This window comes from Pseudarthrobacter adonitolis, assembly GCF_055412845.1.
Window position 1 is genome coordinate 129,952 of the sequence record NZ_JBVAYW010000002.1, and the last position, 19,388, is coordinate 149,339.

Sequence of the window (19,388 nt, forward strand, 5' to 3'; positions counted from 1 at the left end):
CATGACTCCCGAGGAAGTCCTGCCGGAGCCCTTGCTCGAGGCCATCCGCGGCCGTGCTGCGGGCTATGACCGGGACAACAGCTTCTTCTTTGAAGACCTTGAGGAGCTGACGGCCGCCGGCTACCTCAAGCTCTTTGTGCCGGCGTCCGACGGCGGCGTGGGGCTTGGGCTCGAGGCGGCAGCGCAGTGCCAGCGGCGGCTGGCAACGGCCGCCCCGGCCACCGCCTTGGCCATCAACATGCATCTGGTCTGGACCGGCGTCGCCCACGTCTTGGCCGCAAGGGGCGACCATTCCCTTGACTTCGTCTTGCAGGATGCTGCCCACGGCGAGATCTTTGCCTTCGGCAATTCCGAAGCCGGCAACGATTCGGTCCTTTTTGACTCAAAAACGGAAGCCGTCCACCTGCCGGGTGGAGCCTACAGCTTCACGGGTACCAAGATCTTCACCAGCCTTTCGCCTGCCTGGACCCGGCTGGGAATCTTCGGCAAGGACGCCCAGGCCAGGGGAGGCGAAGGGGAGCTGGTGCACGGGTTCATCACCCGGGAGGCCGCGGGCTACACCATCCTGGACGACTGGAACACCCTGGGCATGCGGGCCAGCCTGTCAAACACCACCGTCCTGGACGGCGTCGAGGTCCGCCCGGACCGGGTCTTCCGCAAACTCCCGGTGGGACCCAACGCCGATCCGCTCATTTTCGCCATCTTCGCCTGCTTCGAGTCGTTGCTGGCCGCCGTGTACACCGGCATCGGCGAGCGTGCCCTGAACCTGGGTGTTGAGGCTGTCAAGCGCCGGACGTCGTTCAAGAATGCCGGCCGAAGCTATGCACAGGATCCGGACATCCGCTGGAAGATCGCGGAAGCCGCCATGGCCATGGATAACCTCTACCCCCAGCTGCTGACCGTAACCCGCGATGTCGATGCGCTCGTTGAGCACGGGCCGCAGTGGTTTCCCAAACTTGTGGGGCTGAAGGTCAATGCAACTGAAACGGCCCGCCGCGTTGTGGACTTGGCCATCAGGGTGAGCGGCGGGTCCAGCTACTTCCGTGGGTCCGAACTTGAACGCCTGTACCGGGACGTGCTGGCGGGGATGTTCCACCCGTCAGACGATGAGTCGGCGCACAACACCGTGGCGAACGCGTGGCTGGGTCCGTTGGAGGCCTGAACTGGCCGCTGGCCGGTGAATCCCTACACGGTCCTCTGGACCTGCATCACCCGGCGGCGGAGCCAGAAGCGCCTGCCGCCGCCCAGATACAGCTTGCTGCGTTCCAACTCCCACTTGCCGTACTCGGAGTGCTCCACGAGCCGGCGCCTGGCGTCGGGCAGTGAATCGTCAGGGCTGACCGTCAGAACGAGGTACTCGTACTGCCTCAGAATGTCCCGTTCCCGCTGGACCGAGCTGGTGAGAAAATGTTCCTTCATTGCTCTCCATTTTCGTCCTTTTCCGGCTAACGTGAAGTCATGAGCATCGATCCGCGTGTCGCGCTTCAGTCCTTGACAACCGCCTTGGAAGAACACCTTATAGCAGCATCCAACCGGCGTGGCGATGGCGATCCTGCCGTGGAAGCGGCTTTTTTTGCGGTCGCGGATGCGTTCGAGGTTTATGAAGACGCACTCTACGAGGCTTACAGCGAAGTTACACCCCTTCAGGTCTTCGATGATGAAGAAGATGAGGACGATGAAGCCAGGATCGACGATGACGAGGACCTGGAAATCGTCCAGGACTGAGCAGTCCACGCCACCAACGCGGGGAAAGCCGTAACGCAGCAGCCATGAACGGCGTGTCAGCCGGGCAGGGAAACGTCCTCGAGCGCGCGGGCAATTTCGGGCGGCAGCCTGGTCAGTTGGGCTGCCATGATTTCTTTCGCCTGGACAGGAGTCCTCGGCCCGATGATGGCCGTGGCCACGCCATGCTGCGACAACAGCCAGCTCAGCGAAACATCCAGCGGTGTCCGGCCTAAGCCCTTGGCAGCCATCGCCACGGCTTCAACAACGCTCGACGGCTGCGCCGCCATGTACGGCTCTACGTAGGGTGCGGAGTCTGTTCTTGCCGCCCGGGAGTCGGCGGGGATGGCGCCGCGGTACTTGCCGGTCAGGACACCGCGTCCCAGCGGCGCCCAGGCCATCAGCCCCAGGCCGGCATCTGCGACGGCGGGAACCAGTTCCGCTTCCGCCTTTCGCTGCAGCAGTGAATATTCAGCCTGCGCGGCTACGAGCGGAAACCCGGCCACCGCGGCTGCCTTGGCGCTTTGCCACCCGTTGAAGTTGGAGACGCCCGCATAGCGGGCGCGGCCGCTCCGGAGTGCGAATTCAAGCGCGGACAGGGTCTCCTCCAGCGGGACGCTGCCGTCCCATGCCTGGGCAAACCAGATATCCACGTAGTCGGTCCCCAGCCTCGCCAGGCTGGCGTCCAGGCCAGAGAGCATCGCATTACGCGACGTGTCCACCGTGCGACGGCCGTCCCACGTCGACATCCCCGCTTTGGTGGAAATGCAGACTTCAGTGCGGGAGACTACGTCACCCAGGAGGGACCCGATCATCGCCTCTGCGCGGCCGTCGGCGTATGACGCCGCGGTATCTATAAGTTTTCCGCCACCATCGACGAATGTCCGCAGTATCTCCGAGGCGTCCTGTTCGTCGGTATCGCCGGACCAGGACATGGTGCCGAGGGAAAGGGCAGAGACTCGCAATCCACTGTTGCCGACGTAACGCTGCTGCATAGCTGCAAGCTTACGGGGAATCAACAGGGACCATGACGTAGGGTCTTAGCGTGAACTGGTTTGAGGCGGCCCTGCTGGGCCTAGTGCAGGGACTGACCGAATTTCTACCGATTTCATCTAGCGCGCACCTGCGGATTGTGGGGCAGTTCCTGCCCAACGCATCCGATCCCGGGGCCGCGTTTACCGCCATCACGCAGCTTGGTACCGAAACGGCGGTGGTGATCTATTTCTGGCGCGACATCGTGCGGATCGTCAGGGCGTGGGCGGGATCGCTGACCGGAAAGGTCTCCCGGCAGGACCCGGATGCCCGCATGGGCTGGCTGGTGATCCTGGGCAGCCTCCCCATCATCGTGCTGGGTTTGCTGTTCCAGGACCAGATTGAGTCGGTCCTGAGGAGCCTGTGGCTCGTCGCCACCATGTTGATCGTCTTTGGACTCGTTCTGGCAGTGGCCGACGCCGTCGGTAAGCAGGACCGGGACCTCACCCAGCTCACCTACAAACACGGTATTTTGTACGGTTTCGCCCAGGCCCTAGCTCTTATTCCCGGCGTGTCGCGATCCGGCGGCACCATCACCGCGGGTCTCCTGATGGGCTACACTCGCGAAGCCGCCGCGCGGTATTCGTTCCTCCTGGCTATCCCGGCGGTGTTCGGCAGCGGCCTTTACCAGCTGTACAAAGTGGTCTCCAAGGATGGCATCACCGGCCCCTACGGCCTTCCGGAGACTGCGCTGGCCACAGTGATCGCCCTCGTGGTGGGTTACGTAATCATCGGCTGGTTCCTCAAGTTCATTTCCACCCGAAGCTACCGGCTCTTCGTCTGGTACCGGATCTTCCTTGGCCTGGCCCTGTACCTTTTGCTCGGTTTCAATGTCATCAGCGCCTAGCCGTAGGCTTAGGCTGTGAAATCCTGGACCTCCCGCCCTGTCCCTGCGCTGCCCGGCGCCATGCCTGCCATCCGGCTGTTCGACACCGCCAAAGGCAGTGAGGTCACGCTCCGGGCCGGGGGAGAGCAATCCATGTATGTCTGCGGGATCACCCCCTATGACGCGACCCACATGGGCCATGCGGCCAGCTACGTGGCGTTTGACCTCTTGAACAGGGCCTGGCGTGACGCCGGCCAGCAGGTTTCCTACGTCCAGAACGTCACCGACGTCGACGACCCCCTGCTGGAGCGCGCGACTGCCACAGGTGTGGACTGGCGGGACCTCGCCGCGAGCCAGATTGAACTCTTCCGGACCGACATGGAGGCCCTGAACGTCCTCTCGCCGGACCACTACGTGGGTGCCGTCGAGTCAGTTGACATCATTGTTCCGGCCATCGAACGGCTGGTCCGCGTGGGTCTGGCCTACCGTGTGCCGGGAACGGCAGGGGAGCCCGACGGCGACGTCTACTACGACGTCGAAGCTGCCGGAAAGCAGACGGTCGCCCCTGACGCCTGGACCCTGGGCTCCATCTCCCGCCTCGGTGAAGCCGAAATGCTTGAACTGTTCGCCGAACGCGGCGGCGACCCAGGCCGGGCCGGCAAGCGGCAGGCGCTGGACCCCCTGCTCTGGCGGGTTGCCCGCGACGGCGAGCCCAGTTGGCCGGGCGGCGAGTTGGGCCAGGGCAGGCCTGGCTGGCACATCGAGTGCACGGTCATCGCCCAGCGGTACCTGCCCGCTCCCTTCACTGTCCAGGGCGGCGGCTCAGACCTCATCTTCCCCCACCATGAGATGGGCGCCGGTCACGCATATTCCCTCGCCGAAGTGCCGCTGGCCCAGCACTATGCCCACGCCGGCATGGTGGGCCTGGACGGCGAAAAAATGAGCAAGTCCAAGGGCAACCTGGTCCTGGTGTCCAAACTGCGGGCCGCGGGAGAAGACCCGGCAGCCATCCGCTTGGCCATCCTGGCCCACCATTACCGTTCAGACTGGTCCTGGACCGCGGACGGGTTTGCGGCCGCGAAGGACCGGCTGGCTGCGTGGCGCCACGCACTCGCCACCGCGCCCGAAGGATCAGCGTCGGGCCTGATCGCAGAAATGCGGTCCGCCCTTGCAGCTGACCTGAACGCACCAGCCGCCCTGGAAGCTGTTGACCGCTGGGCCGCCACGTCGCACCCCGCCGCGGCAGCGGGCTGCCAGCATGATCAGGCGCTGGTCAGTGACGCGCTGGACGCCCTGCTCGGCGTCGTGCTTTAGGGCTTGTCCCGGCCCCGACGCTTGAGGTAGCGCTCAAACTCCCGCGCGATGGATTCCCCACTCGCCTCCGGGAGGTCGGCGGTGTCCTTTGCCTCTTCCAGCTGCCGGACGTACGCGGCGATCTCCGGGTCCTCGGTAGCCAGCTCATCGACGCCGCGCTCCCACGCGGCGGCCTCTTCGGCCAGTTCGTGGGTGTCCAGCGGGACCTGGATCAGCTCCTCCACCCGGTGCAGGAGAGCCAGCTGTGCCTTGGGTGACGGGGCCTGTGCCACGTAATGCGGGACTGCGGCCCAGAGGGAAACAGTGGGAAGGCCTGCCAGGAGGGACACTTCGGACAGTACACCGACGATGCCGACGGGACCTTCATACTGGGAGGCTTCAAGGTTGAGGCGCTCCCGCAACACGGCGTCGTCCGAGGATGTGCTGACCGGAATCGGCCTGCTGTGCGGAACGTCTGCCAGAAGTGCCCCCACCAGGACCACGTAGTCCACCTTCAGCGCTTCCGCGTGGACCAGCAGCTCCGCCGTATAGGCCCGCCACTTGTAGGACGGCTCGATGCCCTGGACGAAAATGACGTCCACATTCGAATCCGGCGCACTGGCCTTGTAGATCCGCGTAGATGGCCACTTGATCTTGCGTTCCCCCGAGGCGTTCCTGCGGACCGTAGGACGAGTGAACTGGAAATCGTAGTACTCGTCGGCGTCAATGGACGCGACCTTCTTGCCGCCCCAGACCCTGTTCAGATAGTGCAACGAGTCACTCGCGGCTTCGCCGGCATCGTTCCAGCCTTCAAAAGCGGCCAGCATGACAGTGATGCGCTCCCCGTCCGCCACTGGCAGCAGGAACTGCTCCGGTTCAGGTGCGGCACCCGGTTCCGTGGTGTCTCCGTCGAAGCTATTCATCTCATCACCCTACGTCCAAGAACCGGCGCGACGCATTGAATGAAGAGCCAAAAAGTGCGCCGGGGCACGCGGGCGCCCGAAGGCAATGCTGATATTCGCCGAGGGCGTATCCCACGGTTTGCGTTCAGGTGCGCCCCGTAGACTGAAACCATGCAATCCTCACCCACCGAATCCCCGCTCAGAGCCGTTCTTTGGGATATGGATGGCACCATTGTGGACACGGAACGCTATTGGATTGCCGCGGAGCGCGCCCTCGTGGAAGCCCATGGCGGCTCCTGGTCACACGGGCAGGCCATGCAGCTCGTGGGACAGTCACTGACATATTCGGCCGGAATCCTGCAAGCGGCCGGCGTCCGGCTGGAGCGCCGGGAGATCATCGACACCCTGACCGCTGAGGTCATCAGGAGCGTCCAGCGCGCTGTTCCCTGGCGTCCCGGGGCGAGGGAACTGCTGGATGACCTGCACCACGCCGGTGTGCGGTGTGCGCTGGTGACCATGTCAGAGGAGCCGTTGGCCCGGGAAATCGTGGAAAGCCTGCCCAAGCCCTACTTCGAATTCCTGGTCACGGGGGACACCGTCGCCCAGGGCAAGCCGCACCCGGAAGCGTACTTGAAGGCAGTGGAGCTGCTTCAGGCGGCGGACCCGGATCTGACCGTAGAACACTGCGTCGCCCTGGAGGATTCGGCACCAGGAGTGGCCTCGGCTGTGGCGTCCGGCGTCGCCACTGTGGCCATCCCGCACATTGTCCCGATCCCCGAAGATCCCAGGCACACCATCTGGGAATCCCTGGCCGGCCGCACCGTTGCCGAGCTGGAGGCCATCGCAGCGGGCAGCCTGGCCGCCGCGGCGACTGGACCTGCCGTGCCCGTGACGGGGAGCCCGTCATGAGTTCCGCGCCGGCCCCCGCCCGCCGCGAAGGAATACCACTCGGCCGGGTCGCCGGAATCCCGGTCATTCTGGCGTACTCGTGGTTTGTGATTGCCGCCTTTACCGTCATTGTCTACGGGCCCCTGTTGTTGGAGCAGAATCCGGCGCTGGGCATCTCCGCGTATTACATGGCATTCGCGTACGCCTTGCTGCTCCTGATCTCCGTCCTGGTCCACGAACTGGCGCACGCCCTCACGGCCAAGATCTACGGCTGGCCCACGCAGAAGATCGTGCTGAATCTCTGGGGCGGCCACACCCAGTTTGAGAATTTCACGGCGACGCCCGCGCGCTCGGTCATTGTGGCCCTGGCAGGGCCGGCGGCCAACCTGGTCCTCGCCGGGGGGGCCTGGGTGGTCCTCTCCACCACCAGCATGGGCACCGTGGCCGGGATCCTCACGAACATCTTTATGTGGGCCAACTTCGTCATCGGCATCTTCAATGTCCTGCCCGGACTCCCGCTGGACGGCGGCAGGATCGTTGAGTCGGCCGTATGGAAAGCAACCGGCAGCCAGGCCAAAGGCACCGTTGCCGCCGGCTGGGCCGGCCGCGTCATTGTGGTGGCGCTGGGCTTCTGGTTCATTGCCCGGCCACTGCTGGCCGGTGAGACACCGGATTTCAGCCTCCTGATGATCACCATCCTCGTCGGCGGCTTCCTCTGGATGGGTGCCAGCGCGTCAATCCAGCAGGGCACACTGCGCGGAAGGATGCACCTGGTAAGCGCCGCCGCCTTGGCGGCTCCCGCCGTCGGAATTCCAACCACGGCCACCGTGGCGGACATCCGCAGGCTCTCACCGGACGGCTCACGGGCTGTCGTGGTCTGCGGGCCGGAGGGACGCCCGCAGGGTGTTGTGGACGCCGGAGCCCTCGCCGCGGTTCCTGACTACGCCGCCGGCTCCACGCCGGCCACGGCAGTGTCCTATGCCCTTGCGGCGGGAGCCTACGTGCCTGAGTCGTCCCAGGGGCAGGAGCTGATCCAGTACCTTTCCCAGCTTGACGGTCACGAATATGCAGTGGTGGACCATCATGGAACCGTCACCGGCCTGCTTGCGCAGCACGTGGTGCTGGCTGCCATCACCGGCAAGGCTGACCGGTCAAATAGGCATCCACAGGGTCAAAGCCGGTAGAGTTACGTGCCGGCCGTGCATTGCCGTCGCGCGGAGGCCTGCGCCGCACCGGGCGGACCTATTTCGATGCGTGGCCCCACAGTTTTACAGGAGCGAGGAAAATCCATGAGCAGCGAATCTGTCGCCGAAGCCGCAGCACCATCCACCACCGGTGTTGCCGCCAATGGCACCCAGCCGGTGGGAGCTGCCCGCCGCCGCGGACCGTTCCGTGAAGGCGAACGGGTCCAGCTGACCGACGAGCGCGGCCGCATGAACACCATCACCCTCGAAAGCGGCGGCGCCTTCCACACGCACCGCGGTTTCCTGAACCACGACGAGATCATCGGAAAGGCTGATGGCTCCGTCGTCGTGAACAACGTCGGCCAGCAGTACCAGACGCTGCGCCCGCTCCTCTCGGATTTTGTCCTCTCCATGCCGCGTGGCGCCGCAGTGGTCTACCCGAAGGACGCCGGGCAGATCGTCACCATGGCCGATATCTTCCCCGGCGCCAGGGTCGTTGAAGCCGGAGTTGGCTCGGGAGCGCTGTCCATCTCGCTACTCCGGGCTGTTGGCGACAACGGCTACCTACACTCCTTCGAACGCCGGGAGGAATTTGCGGACATTGCCCGGGGGAACGTGGAAACCATCTTTGGCGGCCCGCACCCGGCGTGGAAAATTTCACTCGGCGACTTCCAGGAGGAAGTAGTCCGCACTGAGGCGCCCGGATCCGTGGACCGTGTAGTGCTGGACATGCTGGCACCCTGGGAGTGCCTCGATGCCGTCGCCACCGTTCTCGCACCCGGCGGTGTCTGGATCAACTACGTGGCCACGGTCACCCAGCTGTCCCGGACCGCGGAGGCCATCAGGGCTGACGGCCGCTTCACCGAACCCGACGCCTGGGAGTCCATGGTCCGCGGCTGGCACCTTGAGGGCTTGGCCGTCCGCCCGGACCACCGCATGGTTGCCCACACCGGCTTCCTGCTGGTCACCCGCCGGCTAGCCGACGGCGTTACCGGCATCTCCGTCAAGCGCCGTCCCTCGAAGACTGGCTTCAACGAAGAAGACGTCAACGCCTGGACACCCGGTGCCGTCGGCGAACGCCTCGTCTCCGACAAAAAGCTCCGCCGCGCCGCGCGGGACGCCATCGCCGGCACCAACGTCAAGGACGAACCGGAGATCACGAACTAGTCCACATTTCGGGAGTCGCCAGCAGTACCTGCCAACTTGGGGCTAAGGTCTTAAGAAGAAGAGCAGGAAGGGGCTGATGCACCATGGAGACGCCGAATCAGGACTCCGGACGTACACCGGCGGAGCAGTCGGCCGCCAACGAACTGTCGGCTGCGGACCGGCAGGCCAATGTCCTCCGAGACAAACTCAGGCACATTGACCGCCAGCTGGCAGCCGCCACGCAGAACAACGCCAAGCTGGTCAGCATGCTGGAAGCGGCCAAGGCCGAGATCCTGCGGCTCAAGAATGCCCTGGACCAGGAGGGCCAGCCCCCGTACAGCTTCGGCACCGTCCTCCAGCTCAATCCCAGGCGGCTGCCGTCACCGGGCAACAGCGGCCAGGCTGCCACTGAGGAATCGGCGGATATTTTCAACGCCGGCCGGAAGATGCGGGTGGGCATCAGCCCCCTGGTCAACATCAACCAGCTGGCGGTCGGCCAGGAGGTCCTCCTCAACGAGGCACTGCTGGTTGTGGCCGGTCTCGGCTATGAACGCGCCGGTGAACTCGCCACCCTCAAGGAAATGCTCGGAACGGACCGCGCATTGGTGGTGGGGCGTGCCGACGAGGAACGTGTCATCAGGCTTTCCGGGGCCCTGCTCACCGAAAAGCTCAGGGTGGGGGACGCGCTGTCCATCGACTCGCGCACCGGTTACGCCCTCGAAAAGGTGCCCCGCTCCGAAGTGGAAAACCTGGTCCTCGAAGAAGTCCCCGACATCACCTACGAGGACATCGGCGGCCTGGGTCCGCAGATCGAGCAGATCCGGGATGCTGTGGAACTGCCGTTCCTGCACCCGGACCTCTACCGCGAGCATGGACTGAAAGCCCCGAAGGGCATTCTGTTGTACGGTCCGCCAGGGTGCGGCAAAACCCTGATTGCAAAGGCTGTTGCCAACTCGCTGGCCGCCCGCGCGGCGGAGCGGTCCGGCAATGTGGACCTGAAGAGCTACTTCCTCAACATCAAGGGTCCGGAGCTTCTGGACAAGTACGTGGGCGAGACAGAGCGCCATATCCGCCTCATCTTCTCCCGGGCCCGCGAGAAGGCCTCGGACGGCAGCCCCGTGGTGGTTTTCTTTGATGAAATGGATTCTCTGTTCCGTACGCGCGGAACCGGGATCTCCTCCGACGTCGAAACCACCATCGTCCCGCAGCTGCTGAGTGAGATCGATGGCGTGGAGCGGCTGGACAACGTCATTGTGATCGGCGCATCCAACCGCGAGGACATGATCGACCCCGCCATCCTCCGTCCCGGCCGACTGGACGTGAAAGTGAAGATCCAGCGCCCCGATGCAGAGGCCGCGGCGGACATCTTCAACAAATACATCACCACTGACCTGCCGTTCCACGAGTCCGACCTTGCCGAACACAGCGGCGACGTCCAGGCGACGGTGGACGCCATGGTCCAGCGCACGGTTGAAGCCATGTACTCCACGGAGAAGTCCAACGAGTACCTCGAAGTCACCTACGCCAACGGCGATACGGAGATGCTCTACTTCAAGGACTTCAATTCAGGCGCCGTTGTCCAGAACGTTGTGGACCGGGCCAAGAAGTACGCCATCAAGGATCTCCTGACACTGCATCAGAAGGGTCTTCGGATCGAGCACCTGCTGCGTGCCGTGGTGGACGAATTCCGCGAGCACGAGGACATGCCCAACACCACCAACCCGGACGACTGGGCGAGGATCTCAGGCAAGAAGGGGGAGCGGATCACTTACATCCGCACCATCGTGCAGGGTAAGGCAGGCCAGGAGCCCGGCAAGTCCATCGAGACGATGCCGAACACGGGACAGTACCTGTGACGGCAGCCCCGGAACGCGCCGGCGGGGGAGGGCTCCCGGCCGGCGGGGCCATGCGCGTCATGGGGGCGGAAACGGAATACGGCATCCACGCCCCGTCTGCGCCCGGAGCAAACGCCACCATGATGTCCGCCCGTGTTGTCCAGGCTTATGCGCAGGTGACGCGGCAAAGGGCTGCCGGAGGGGCAGAGACCCGGTGGGATTACACGGACGAGGAGCCCCTCCACGACGCCCGTGGCTGGACCCTGGAGCGGGCCTCGGCCCACCCCAGCCAGCTGACAGACCAGCCGCCGGTACTCGACGCCGAAGCGGTGGCGCTTGCCTACGGCCGCGAGGAACTGGAACTGGACGGCGAGGACGGGTCCGGAAGTCTCCTGATGAACATGGTCCTGGGCAACGGAGCCCGCCTGTACGTGGATCATGCCCACCCGGAGTATTCCAGTGCCGAGGTGACCAACCCCCGCGATGCGGTGATCTGGGATGCAGCCGGGGACCTCGTCGCGCTGGCGGCCGTCCGTCGCTTGGCCGCGGATCGCGAGCTGCCCCCGGTCAACCTGTACAAGAACAATACGGACAACAAGTCCGTCTCCTACGGCTCCCACGAGAACTACCTCATGCCGCGCTCGGTGCCCTTCGGTGACATCGTTCGGGGGTTGACGCCATTCTTCGTCACGCGCCAGATCATATGCGGCGCCGGGCGGGTGGGCCTGGGGCAGGACAGCTCCACACCCGGGTACCAGATCAGCCAGCGCGCAGATTTCTTCGAGGCGGAGGTGGGCCTGGAAACCACCATCCGGCGTCCCATCATCAATACCCGAGACGAACCGCACGCCACCGCCGACAAATACCGGCGTCTGCATGTGATCATCGGTGACGCCAACCTGAGCCAGTCCTCCAACTACCTCAAGTTCGGCACCACGGCCATGGTCCTGAGCCTGATCGAGGCCGGGCTGGCGCCCAAGGTGGAGGTCCACGAACCCGTCGCAGCCCTCCAGGCAGTCAGCCACGATACGTCGCTGACAGCCAAACTCAGGCTGCTGGACGGGCGCCGCGTGACGGCCCTGGACCTGCAATGGATTTACCACGAGGCGGCGGCAAAACTGGCGCAGGACACCGGCGTTGCCGATGCCGTGGACGGGGACGGCCATACGCATGTGGTGCTGGAACGCTGGGCTGCCACGCTGACCCAGCTCGATTCCGACAGGAACGCGGCGGCCACCTCCGTGGAGTGGCTGGCCAAACTCTCCCTCCTCGACGGCTACCGGAACCGCGACAACCTTGCCTGGGGTGACGCAAGGCTCGGCCTCGTGGACCTCCAGTGGGCAGACATCAGGCCGGAGAAGGGACTGTACTACCGGTTCCTGGCAAGGAACCGGATGCAGCGGATCGTCGACGATGGTGCCATCGCCGCAGCGATGACCGAACCGCCGTCGGACACGCGTGCTTTCTTCCGCGGACGGTGCATCAGCAGCTTCGGCAAAGACGTGGTGGGGGCCAGCTGGGACTCTGTCATCTTCGATGTGCCGGGCTACGGCCGGTTACAGCGCGTGCCAACCCGGGAACCCCTGCGCGGTACCAAGGCCCTCACGGGAGGGCTCTTTGCCCGCCACCGGACGGCAGGTCCGTTCCTCGCCGAGCTTTTGGGGCATAACACGGCTCCGCCTGCGGCGTAAACCGTGCCGTCGGGCGGACAGCGTGGCAATATGGGCGTATCAGCAGATCCGTCCGGATCCGAGGATTTTAGAGGAGTGATCACCATGGCAGGCCAGGAGCAGCAGAAGCCACAATCACACGACAGCCAGGTCGAGGACGAGATCCCGGAGGCACCTCCGGCAGCCCCGGAAGCCCAGGCATCGGCTGCCACCCAGGGCGTCGACGACCTCCTTGATGAAATCGACGGCGTCCTGGAGTCCAACGCCGAGGAGTTCGTCCGCGCCTTCGTCCAAAAAGGCGGCCAGTAACCCGGATCCGGATGGGTGGTGGAAGCCGCGTCCGGCCGGAATCTGTACCGACGTTGAAGGACCACGTACAAGGAGTGCATCAGTGCAGGAAACAAGCGCCAACCAGGTAGCCGGCAACGCGACATCCTCATTCACCGAGCATCTGCAGCGGGACCGGCCGGACCTGCTTCCGTACAACCTTGCTATGCCTGCTGCAGCGGCGGCTACTCCGCTGCAGGTGCCCCATGCCACCACGATCGTGGCGATGAGTTATGGCGGCGGCGTCCTGATGGCCGGCGACCGGCGGGCCACCATGGGCAATGTCATTGCCAGCCGGCACATCGAAAAGGTGTTCCCGGCCGACAGGTTTTCGGTGCTGGGGATCGCCGGCACGGCCGGCATTGCGATTGACCTCACGAGGCTCTTCCAGGTGGAGCTGGAGCACTACGAAAAGATCGAGGGCACCCTGCTGAGCCTCGACGGCAAAGCCAACCGGCTGGGGGCCATGATCCGCGGAAATCTGCCGATGGCCCTCCAGGGACTCGCCGTCGTGCCGCTGTTCGCCGGCTTCGACACAACTGCCGGCGTGGGCCGGCTCTTCTCCTACGATGTCACCGGCGGCAGGTACGAGGAACGCGAGCACCACACTGTCGGCTCCGGTTCCGTGTTCGCCCGCGGCGCCCTGAAGAAGCTCTGGCGGCCCAACCTCGCTGAAGCCGAGGCAGTCTCCGTGGCGGTCGAGTCCCTTTACGACGCGGCCGACGACGACTCCGCCACGGGTGGTCCGGATCCTGTCCGCCAATTGTGGCCGGTGGTGTACACCGTGAACAGGGATGGCGCCCGGCGCATCCCCGAATCCGAGCTCGCCGCTGTGGCGGGCAGGATTATCGAAGCCAGGTCCGCCGAGCGGCGGGAGGCCTGAGATGACGCAGCAGTTCTATGTCTCGCCTGAACAACTGATGAAGGACCGTGCGGACTTCGCACGGAAGGGCATCGCCCGCGGCAGGTCCGTGGTGGTCATCAGCTGCCAGGACGGCATTGCCCTGGTCGCTGAAAACCCTTCGCCCTCACTGCACAAGATCGGCGAGATCTACGACAAAATCGCCTTTGCCGCCGTCGGCAAGTACAACGAATTCGAAAGCCTGCGCCAGGCCGGGGTGCGGTACGCGGATGTCCGTGGTTACTCCTACGACCGTGAGGACGTCACAGCACGGGGGCTCGCGAGCGTCTATGCGCAAAGCCTCGGTGCCGTCTTCACCGCGGAACAGAAACCCTTTGAAGTGGAACTGGCCGTCGCCGAAGTTGGCCCCACGCCGGAACTGGACCACCTCTACCGACTCACGTTCGACGGGTCCATCGCTGACGAGCGCGGCTTCATCGTGATGGGCGGGCAGGCAGAGCGTGTCTCTGCGGTCATCGCCGAGGGCTGGCGACCGTCGCTGCGGTTCGCCGGCGCTGTCCGCCTGGCTACCGGCGGACTGGCCAGCGGCGCGGACCAGGCCTCTGACCAGGGCGAAGCGGGAGTAACCCTTCCGGCCAAGGCCGTGGAGGTTGCCGTCCTGGACAGGCAGTCGGAGACCTCCCGGGGTTTCCGCAGGGCCTTCCGGCGGCTCAACGATGCTGATATCACGGCGCTGCTTGCTGAGGAGGACTGAGATGGACAAGAGAATCTTCGGTATCGAGACCGAGTTCGGAATCTCGTATTCGAGCCCCGATTCGAGGCCGTTGGCCCCGGAAGAAGTGGCCCGGTACCTGTTCCGCAAGGTGGTCAGCTGGGGACGGTCATCCAACGTGTTCCTGACCAACGGTTCCCGGCTGTACCTCGACGTCGGCTCACACCCTGAATACGCCACGGCCGAATGCGATGACCTGGCGCAGCTCATTGCGCATGACCGCGCGGGCGAGCTGATCCTGGACGACCTCGTTGACGAGGCGCAGGCAAGGCTGGCTGCGGAAGGATTCAACGGCACTGTCTACCTGTTCAAGAACAACACCGATTCGGCCGGCAACTCCTACGGCAGCCATGAAAACTACCTCATCCCACGCCGCGGCGAATTCTCCCGGCTCGCGGAGATCCTGATCCCCTTTCTGGTGACCCGCCAGCTGATCGCCGGCGCAGGAAAGATCCTTAAGACTCCGCACGGGGCCACGTATGCGTTTTCCCAGCGGGCAGACCACATCTGGGAGGGCGTTTCCTCCGCCACCACCCGGTCACGGCCCATTATCAACACCCGCGATGAACCGCACGCCGACGCCGAGTTCTTCCGCCGGCTCCATGTCATTGTGGGCGACTCCAACATGTCCGAAGCCACGGCCCTGCTCAAGGTCGGAACCGTGGACCTCATCCTGCGCATGATCGAGGCGGGGGTGATCATGCGCGACATGAGGATGGAAAATCCCATTCGCAGCATCCGCGAGATTTCCCACGACCTCAGTGGAAGGGCCCTGGTTCGCCTTGCCAACGGCCGCCAGCTCACAGCCCTGGAGATCCAGCAGGAGTACCTCACCAAGGTCACGGCCTTTGTTCAGGAGCATGGGGCCCACAATGCCCACGTTCCGTTCATCCTTGATCTTTGGCAACGGACCCTGAACGCGATCGAGAGCGGTGACACCAGCACCATCGACACGGAAATCGACTGGGCCATCAAGAAAAAACTGATGGACAACTACCGGCAGCGGCACGGCCTGGGGCTGGATGCGCCCAGGATTGCCCAGCTGGATCTTACGTACCATGACATTTCGCGGACCCGCGGACTGTACTACATCCTGCAGTCCAGGGGTGCCGTTCGGCGGGTTGTGGACGATACCGTGATCAAAGACGCCGTCGACGTGCCACCGCAATCCACCCGGGCCAAGCTGAGGGGCGACTTCGTCCGGCGCGCCCAGGAACTGGGCAGGGACTACACGGTTGACTGGGTGCACCTGAAACTGAACGACCGCGCGCACCAGACCATCCTGTGCAAGGATCCCTTCCGGAGCGTCGATGAGCGGGTGGATGCCCTTCTGAGCTCTATGGGCTGACGTTCAGGTTCACGGGCTATCCTTGATGGGGTCGTTCCTTGGCCTTGCAGCGGTGCCGAGCGCCTGACTCCGGTACCGCGTCCACCCTGCCCCGACGAAAGTTCTCTTACGTGCGCCGACTCCTAGCAATCCTGATCCCCGGCCTGCTGCTGCTTACCGCTTGTGGCGGTTCGCCCGCAGCACCGGAACCCACCAGCCAGTCTGCCGGTGACACTGCCAAGTTCGACTCTCTGAAACTGACGGACAACGGGGACAAGAAGGCTCCCGGTGTCGAGTTCTCCAAGCCCCTCGAGGTCACCGAACCCACCATCAAGGTGGTCACCGAAGGTGACGGCGACCGGGTCAAAGAGAACCAGGTCGCAAATATCTCCATCCTCGCGCTCAGCGGTGCGGACGGATCCACGCTGGAGGACACCTTCCCCGGCGAGCCCGAACCGCTGGAGCTGAACGAGGAACTCAAGACCCAGAGCCCGGTCATCTATAGCGCGTTTGTTGGCTCGAAGATCGGCTCGAGCCTTGCCTTGGCCATCCCGGGCCAGGCCGCAACCGCTGAAGGCGCCGCCGCCCAGCCAACGCAGCTTCTCCTGATCAAGGTGCTCTCCACCAAGGATGTCCCGCAGCCTGTCGCTCCTCTCGAAAAGCCTGAAGGCGAGACTGTCACCCCGCCGGCTGGCCTGCCGACCGTGAAGGACAATGACCAGGGCGTGCCGGAGATCTCCGTTGACGGTGTCGCTGCGCCCACAGCACTCGTCTCCCAGGACCTGATCAAGGGCAAGGGCGCGGAGGTTAAGGAAACCGACACGCTGACCGTCAACTATGTGGGGGTCAACCTCGTGGGCGGCACCAAATTTGATTCAAGCTTTGACCGCGGTGAGCCGGCCAGCTTCCCGTTGACCGGCGTCATTCCGGGCTGGACCCAGGGACTGGCGGGCAAGACGGTGGGCTCCCGGGTCCTCCTGGTGGTCCCCAAGGACCTCGCGTACGGTGATGCCGGCCAGGGCGAAGCCAAGGGTGACCTTGTCTTCGTTGTGGACATCCTCGGCGTCAAATAACTTCCAACACATCACCCACCCAAGAAACAAAGGAGCAACCATGTCATTTGGTCAGCGCGATTTCGACCGCCAGAAGCCGGAAATTGACTTCCCGCAAGGCGATGTCCCCACCGAACTGGTCATCACCGACCTCATCGAGGGTGACGGTGCCGAGGCCAAAAAGGGCGACACCGTCTCCACCCACTACGTCGGCGTGGCCTGGTCCACCGGCGAAGAGTTCGACGCTTCCTGGGGCCGCGGCGCCCCGCTGGACTTCCGCGTGGGCGTGGGCCAGGTCATCCAGGGCTGGGACCAGGGCCTGCTGGGTATGAAGGTGGGCGGCCGCCGTCGCCTGGAGATTCCTTCCGAACTGGCATACGGCTCCCGCGGCGCCGGCGGGGCCATCGGCCCCAACGAAGCGCTGATCTTCGTGGTGGACCTCATGGGCGTCCGCTGACCGAAGCATTGTAGGGCCGGAAGGCGCGGTAACAATCAGGATTCTGTTTTCCTGTTGTTGCCGCGCTTTCTGCTTTCCGAGGAGGAGTTTAGTAACGTAGCCAGCGTGTCCGTCTCCCGTACTGAACGCCTGCTGAACCTTCTGATCGCCCTGCTGAACACCAAATACGGCCTGCGCCGCGCCGAGTTGCGGGCGAAGGTCTACCACGACACGTCCGGCAACGATGTGGCCTTCGGCAGGATGTTTGAGCGGGACAAGAACGACCTCCGTCAGTTCGGGTTCGATGTGGAAACCGTGACGGACCACGGCTGGAGCGAAGATGACCCGGCCACCACCCGCTACCGCGTCGGCAAGGAATCGAACCGCCTGCCCGATGTGCAGCTCAGCCCGGGGGAGTGGACCGTCCTTCTGCTGGCGTCCCAGTTGTGGGAGCGTGCCGCCCTGGGAACCGCGGCCGCCAACGCCCTCCGCAAGCTCCAGGCCTCCGGTACCTTGTCCGACGTCGAACTTCCCGTTGGCGTGCAGCCGCGGATACGGCCGGCGGGCCAGGCCTTTGATGATGTTGTGGCAGCCATGCACGCCCAGCACCCCGTCAGCTTCCCCTACCTGGCAGGCACCACCGGCAAGGAAGAGCAACGGACGGTGGAGCCGTGGGGCCTCGGCAGCCGCTTTGGCCAGTGGTATCTGACAGGCTACGACCGCTCGCGCGAGGCGCCGCGCCACTTCCGGCTTTCCCGGTTCACGGGTCCCGTCACGGTGTTGGAGAAAGAAACGTACTCGGCGCCGCCGAACTTCAATGTCCGCGCAGAACTGGACCGGCTTCCGGAACTCCCGCTCCGGACCGCCGTCGTGGACGTCCGGGAGGGACGCCTCCTTGGCCTGCGCCGGCGCACCACGCCGGGTCCCGCCGGGAGTGCAGGAACGCCCGACGCCGGCTACGAACGGCTGCAGGTCAACTTCAGGGACGCTGAGGTGCTGGCCGAGGAGCTTGCCTCCTATGGCCCGGACGCTGTGGCACATGCTCCCGAAGAGCTGGCGGCAGCCGTGCGGCACCGCCTGCGCAACGCGGCCGCTTTCTGCGCCGCTCCCAGCCCTGCCTATTTGTTTGCGGACGCACCGCGGGGCCGAACCGTCCGCAAACGCACCTCTGAGGACCAGCTCAAGCGCATGCTGCAGCTGGTTCCGTTCCTGGTCCACAACCAGGGCCTCCACATCCAGGACGTCGCGGCCCGCTTTGGTGTCACGCCCGGGGAGCTGGAAAACGACCTGCGGATCCTCATCTGCTCCGGACTTCCCGAGGGATACCCTGACGACCTTCTGGACATCCATTGGGAAGAAGGCCACGTTTACATCACCCAGGACCTGGATCTCAAGAGGCCGGTCCGGTTCACTGTGGACGAGGCCTGTGCGCTGCTGACCGGGCTCGAGACGCTCAACGGGCTTCCCGAACTTGCCGAGGGCGGCGCACTGGAGTCGGTGACGCTCAAGCTGATGGCAGTGGCCGGCGAGGAAGGGCTGCGGGCAGGTTCTCTTGCCGGTCCGGAGGTGGGCCCAGCGGATTCAGCCGTCCTTGACGTTGTCCGTGATGCCATCCAGGAACGGTCGCAGCTGCGGCTCGTCTACTTTTCCGCCCAGCGCGACCAGGTCTCAGAACGTGACGTGGACCCGCTCCGCCTGTATTCCCTGGATAACACCTGGTACTTCGAGGCTTACTGCCATTCGGCCCAGGGGCTGCGGAACTTCAGGCTGGACAGGGTGCAGGAGGTCCACTCGAACGGAAATCCCACATCCACGCAGGTCCGGGCCGGGGAAGACTTCCCGGCCAAGCTGTTCACCCCCAATGACGACGACACCACGGTCCTCGTACAGCTCACCAGGCAGGGCGCCGGCTTGGCGGACGACTATTACGCCGAACGTGTGGCGCCTCTTCCCGACGGCGGCCTCGTAGCCGAGATCCGGTTCGGCAGTACGGCCTGGCTGCCCATGTTCGTGGCCCAGCACGGTGGGGCCGCCCGGATCCTCGAACCGTCCGAGCTTGGGGCGGCAGCGTTGGACTGGATCGAGGCGGCCCTGGCCCGGTACGGCGGCTAGAC

19 protein-coding genes are annotated in these 19,388 nt (G+C 64.7%); 16 read left to right on the forward strand and 3 right to left on the reverse strand.

Translation table 11 applies throughout. The features are described 5' to 3' along the window. Window position 1: 1 nt before the first annotated feature. The gene (locus ACZYZ4_RS03160) at window positions 2-1,162 is read left to right on the forward strand and encodes an acyl-CoA dehydrogenase family protein (RefSeq protein ID WP_463858121.1); all 1,161 of its coding nucleotides are present in this window, start codon (window positions 2-4) and stop codon (window positions 1,160-1,162) included. A gap of 23 nt (window positions 1,163-1,185) precedes the next feature. On the opposite strand, the gene ACZYZ4_RS03165 is transcribed toward ACZYZ4_RS03160, so the two are convergent. Then, entirely contained in the window at window positions 1,186-1,419 is a 234-nt protein-coding gene (locus ACZYZ4_RS03165) for a DUF5703 family protein (RefSeq protein WP_056339951.1), read from the reverse strand. A 39-nt stretch (window positions 1,420-1,458) separates the two neighbouring features. On the opposite strand from ACZYZ4_RS03165, the gene ACZYZ4_RS03170 reads away from it, so the two are divergent. Further along, complete coding sequence (locus ACZYZ4_RS03170) at window positions 1,459-1,725, forward strand: hypothetical protein (RefSeq protein WP_463858123.1); 267 nt, start codon at window positions 1,459-1,461, stop codon at window positions 1,723-1,725. A 56-nt stretch (window positions 1,726-1,781) separates the two neighbouring features. Here the strand turns inward: ACZYZ4_RS03170 and ACZYZ4_RS03175 are convergent, their stop codons facing one another. Then, entirely contained in the window at window positions 1,782-2,717 is a 936-nt protein-coding gene (locus tag ACZYZ4_RS03175) for an aldo/keto reductase (RefSeq protein ID WP_463858125.1), read from the reverse strand. 50 nt (window positions 2,718-2,767) lie between these two features. Between ACZYZ4_RS03175 and ACZYZ4_RS03180 the strand changes: the two genes are divergently transcribed. Together ACZYZ4_RS03180 and mshC are read left to right on the forward strand one after the other, a co-directional pair. After that, window positions 2,768-3,601 carry an undecaprenyl-diphosphate phosphatase gene (locus ACZYZ4_RS03180; RefSeq protein WP_463858127.1) on the forward strand — a complete coding sequence of 278 codons (834 nt, stop codon included), beginning with the start codon at window positions 2,768-2,770 and terminating at the stop codon, window positions 3,599-3,601. 15 nt (window positions 3,602-3,616) lie between these two features. Next, window positions 3,617-4,894 (forward strand): cysteine--1-D-myo-inosityl 2-amino-2-deoxy-alpha-D-glucopyranoside ligase, encoded by a 1,278-nt coding sequence (gene mshC, locus ACZYZ4_RS03185; RefSeq protein ID WP_463858129.1) that lies wholly within the window; start codon window positions 3,617-3,619, stop codon window positions 4,892-4,894. Here the strand turns inward: mshC and ACZYZ4_RS03190 are convergent. Beyond that, window positions 4,891-5,796, reverse strand: coding sequence for a PAC2 family protein (locus tag ACZYZ4_RS03190; RefSeq protein ID WP_463858131.1), 906 nt, complete (start codon window positions 5,794-5,796; stop codon window positions 4,891-4,893). The two genes, mshC and ACZYZ4_RS03190, sit on opposite strands and share 4 nt — an antisense overlap. Window positions 5,797-5,946: 150 nt before the next feature. On the opposite strand from ACZYZ4_RS03190, the gene ACZYZ4_RS03195 reads away from it, so the two are divergent. The 12 genes from ACZYZ4_RS03195 (at window position 5,947) to ACZYZ4_RS03250 (ending at window position 19,386) form a co-directional block, all read left to right on the forward strand. Further along, window positions 5,947-6,684, forward strand: a complete 738-nt coding sequence (locus ACZYZ4_RS03195) for an HAD family hydrolase (protein WP_463858133.1) — start codon at window positions 5,947-5,949, stop codon at window positions 6,682-6,684. Continuing rightward, window positions 6,681-7,847: a site-2 protease family protein gene (locus ACZYZ4_RS03200; RefSeq protein ID WP_463858135.1), complete on the forward strand. Its 1,167-nt coding sequence runs from the start codon at window positions 6,681-6,683 to the stop codon at window positions 7,845-7,847. The genes ACZYZ4_RS03195 and ACZYZ4_RS03200 overlap by 4 nt, the downstream gene beginning before the upstream one ends. Before the next feature lie 105 nt (window positions 7,848-7,952). After that, on the forward strand, window positions 7,953-9,014 hold the full coding sequence (locus ACZYZ4_RS03205; RefSeq protein ID WP_463858137.1) for a tRNA (adenine-N1)-methyltransferase: 1,062 nt from the start codon (window positions 7,953-7,955) through the stop codon (window positions 9,012-9,014). Between the two features lie 83 nt (window positions 9,015-9,097). Then, window positions 9,098-10,849, forward strand: a complete 1,752-nt coding sequence (arc, locus tag ACZYZ4_RS03210) for a proteasome ATPase (RefSeq protein WP_463858139.1) — start codon at window positions 9,098-9,100, stop codon at window positions 10,847-10,849. Then, window positions 10,846-12,519, forward strand: coding sequence for a depupylase/deamidase Dop (dop, locus tag ACZYZ4_RS03215; protein WP_463858141.1), 1,674 nt, complete (start codon window positions 10,846-10,848; stop codon window positions 12,517-12,519). Before arc ends, dop begins: the two co-directional genes overlap by 4 nt. Window positions 12,520-12,603: 84 nt before the next feature. Further along, window positions 12,604-12,807, forward strand: coding sequence for a ubiquitin-like protein Pup (locus ACZYZ4_RS03220; RefSeq protein ID WP_056339984.1), 204 nt, complete (start codon window positions 12,604-12,606; stop codon window positions 12,805-12,807). Between the two features lie 82 nt (window positions 12,808-12,889). Beyond that, a complete protein-coding gene (prcB, locus tag ACZYZ4_RS03225; protein WP_463858143.1) occupies window positions 12,890-13,708 on the forward strand; it encodes a proteasome subunit beta in 819 nt (272 codons plus the stop codon). Between the two features lies 1 nt (window position 13,709). Then, window positions 13,710-14,441, forward strand: a complete 732-nt coding sequence (gene prcA / locus ACZYZ4_RS03230; protein ID WP_463858145.1) for a proteasome subunit alpha — start codon at window positions 13,710-13,712, stop codon at window positions 14,439-14,441. A gap of 1 nt (window position 14,442) precedes the next feature. Beyond that, a complete protein-coding gene (gene pafA / locus ACZYZ4_RS03235; protein WP_463858147.1) occupies window positions 14,443-15,807 on the forward strand; it encodes a Pup--protein ligase in 1,365 nt (454 codons plus the stop codon). Between the two features lie 110 nt (window positions 15,808-15,917). After that, a complete protein-coding gene (locus ACZYZ4_RS03240; RefSeq protein ID WP_463858149.1) occupies window positions 15,918-16,859 on the forward strand; it encodes an FKBP-type peptidyl-prolyl cis-trans isomerase in 942 nt (313 codons plus the stop codon). A gap of 40 nt (window positions 16,860-16,899) precedes the next feature. Further along, window positions 16,900-17,295, forward strand: a complete 396-nt coding sequence (locus ACZYZ4_RS03245; RefSeq protein WP_463858151.1) for an FKBP-type peptidyl-prolyl cis-trans isomerase — start codon at window positions 16,900-16,902, stop codon at window positions 17,293-17,295. 105 nt (window positions 17,296-17,400) lie between these two features. Next, window positions 17,401-19,386: a helix-turn-helix transcriptional regulator gene (locus tag ACZYZ4_RS03250; protein WP_463858153.1), complete on the forward strand. Its 1,986-nt coding sequence runs from the start codon at window positions 17,401-17,403 to the stop codon at window positions 19,384-19,386. Window positions 19,387-19,388 lie beyond the last annotated feature (2 nt).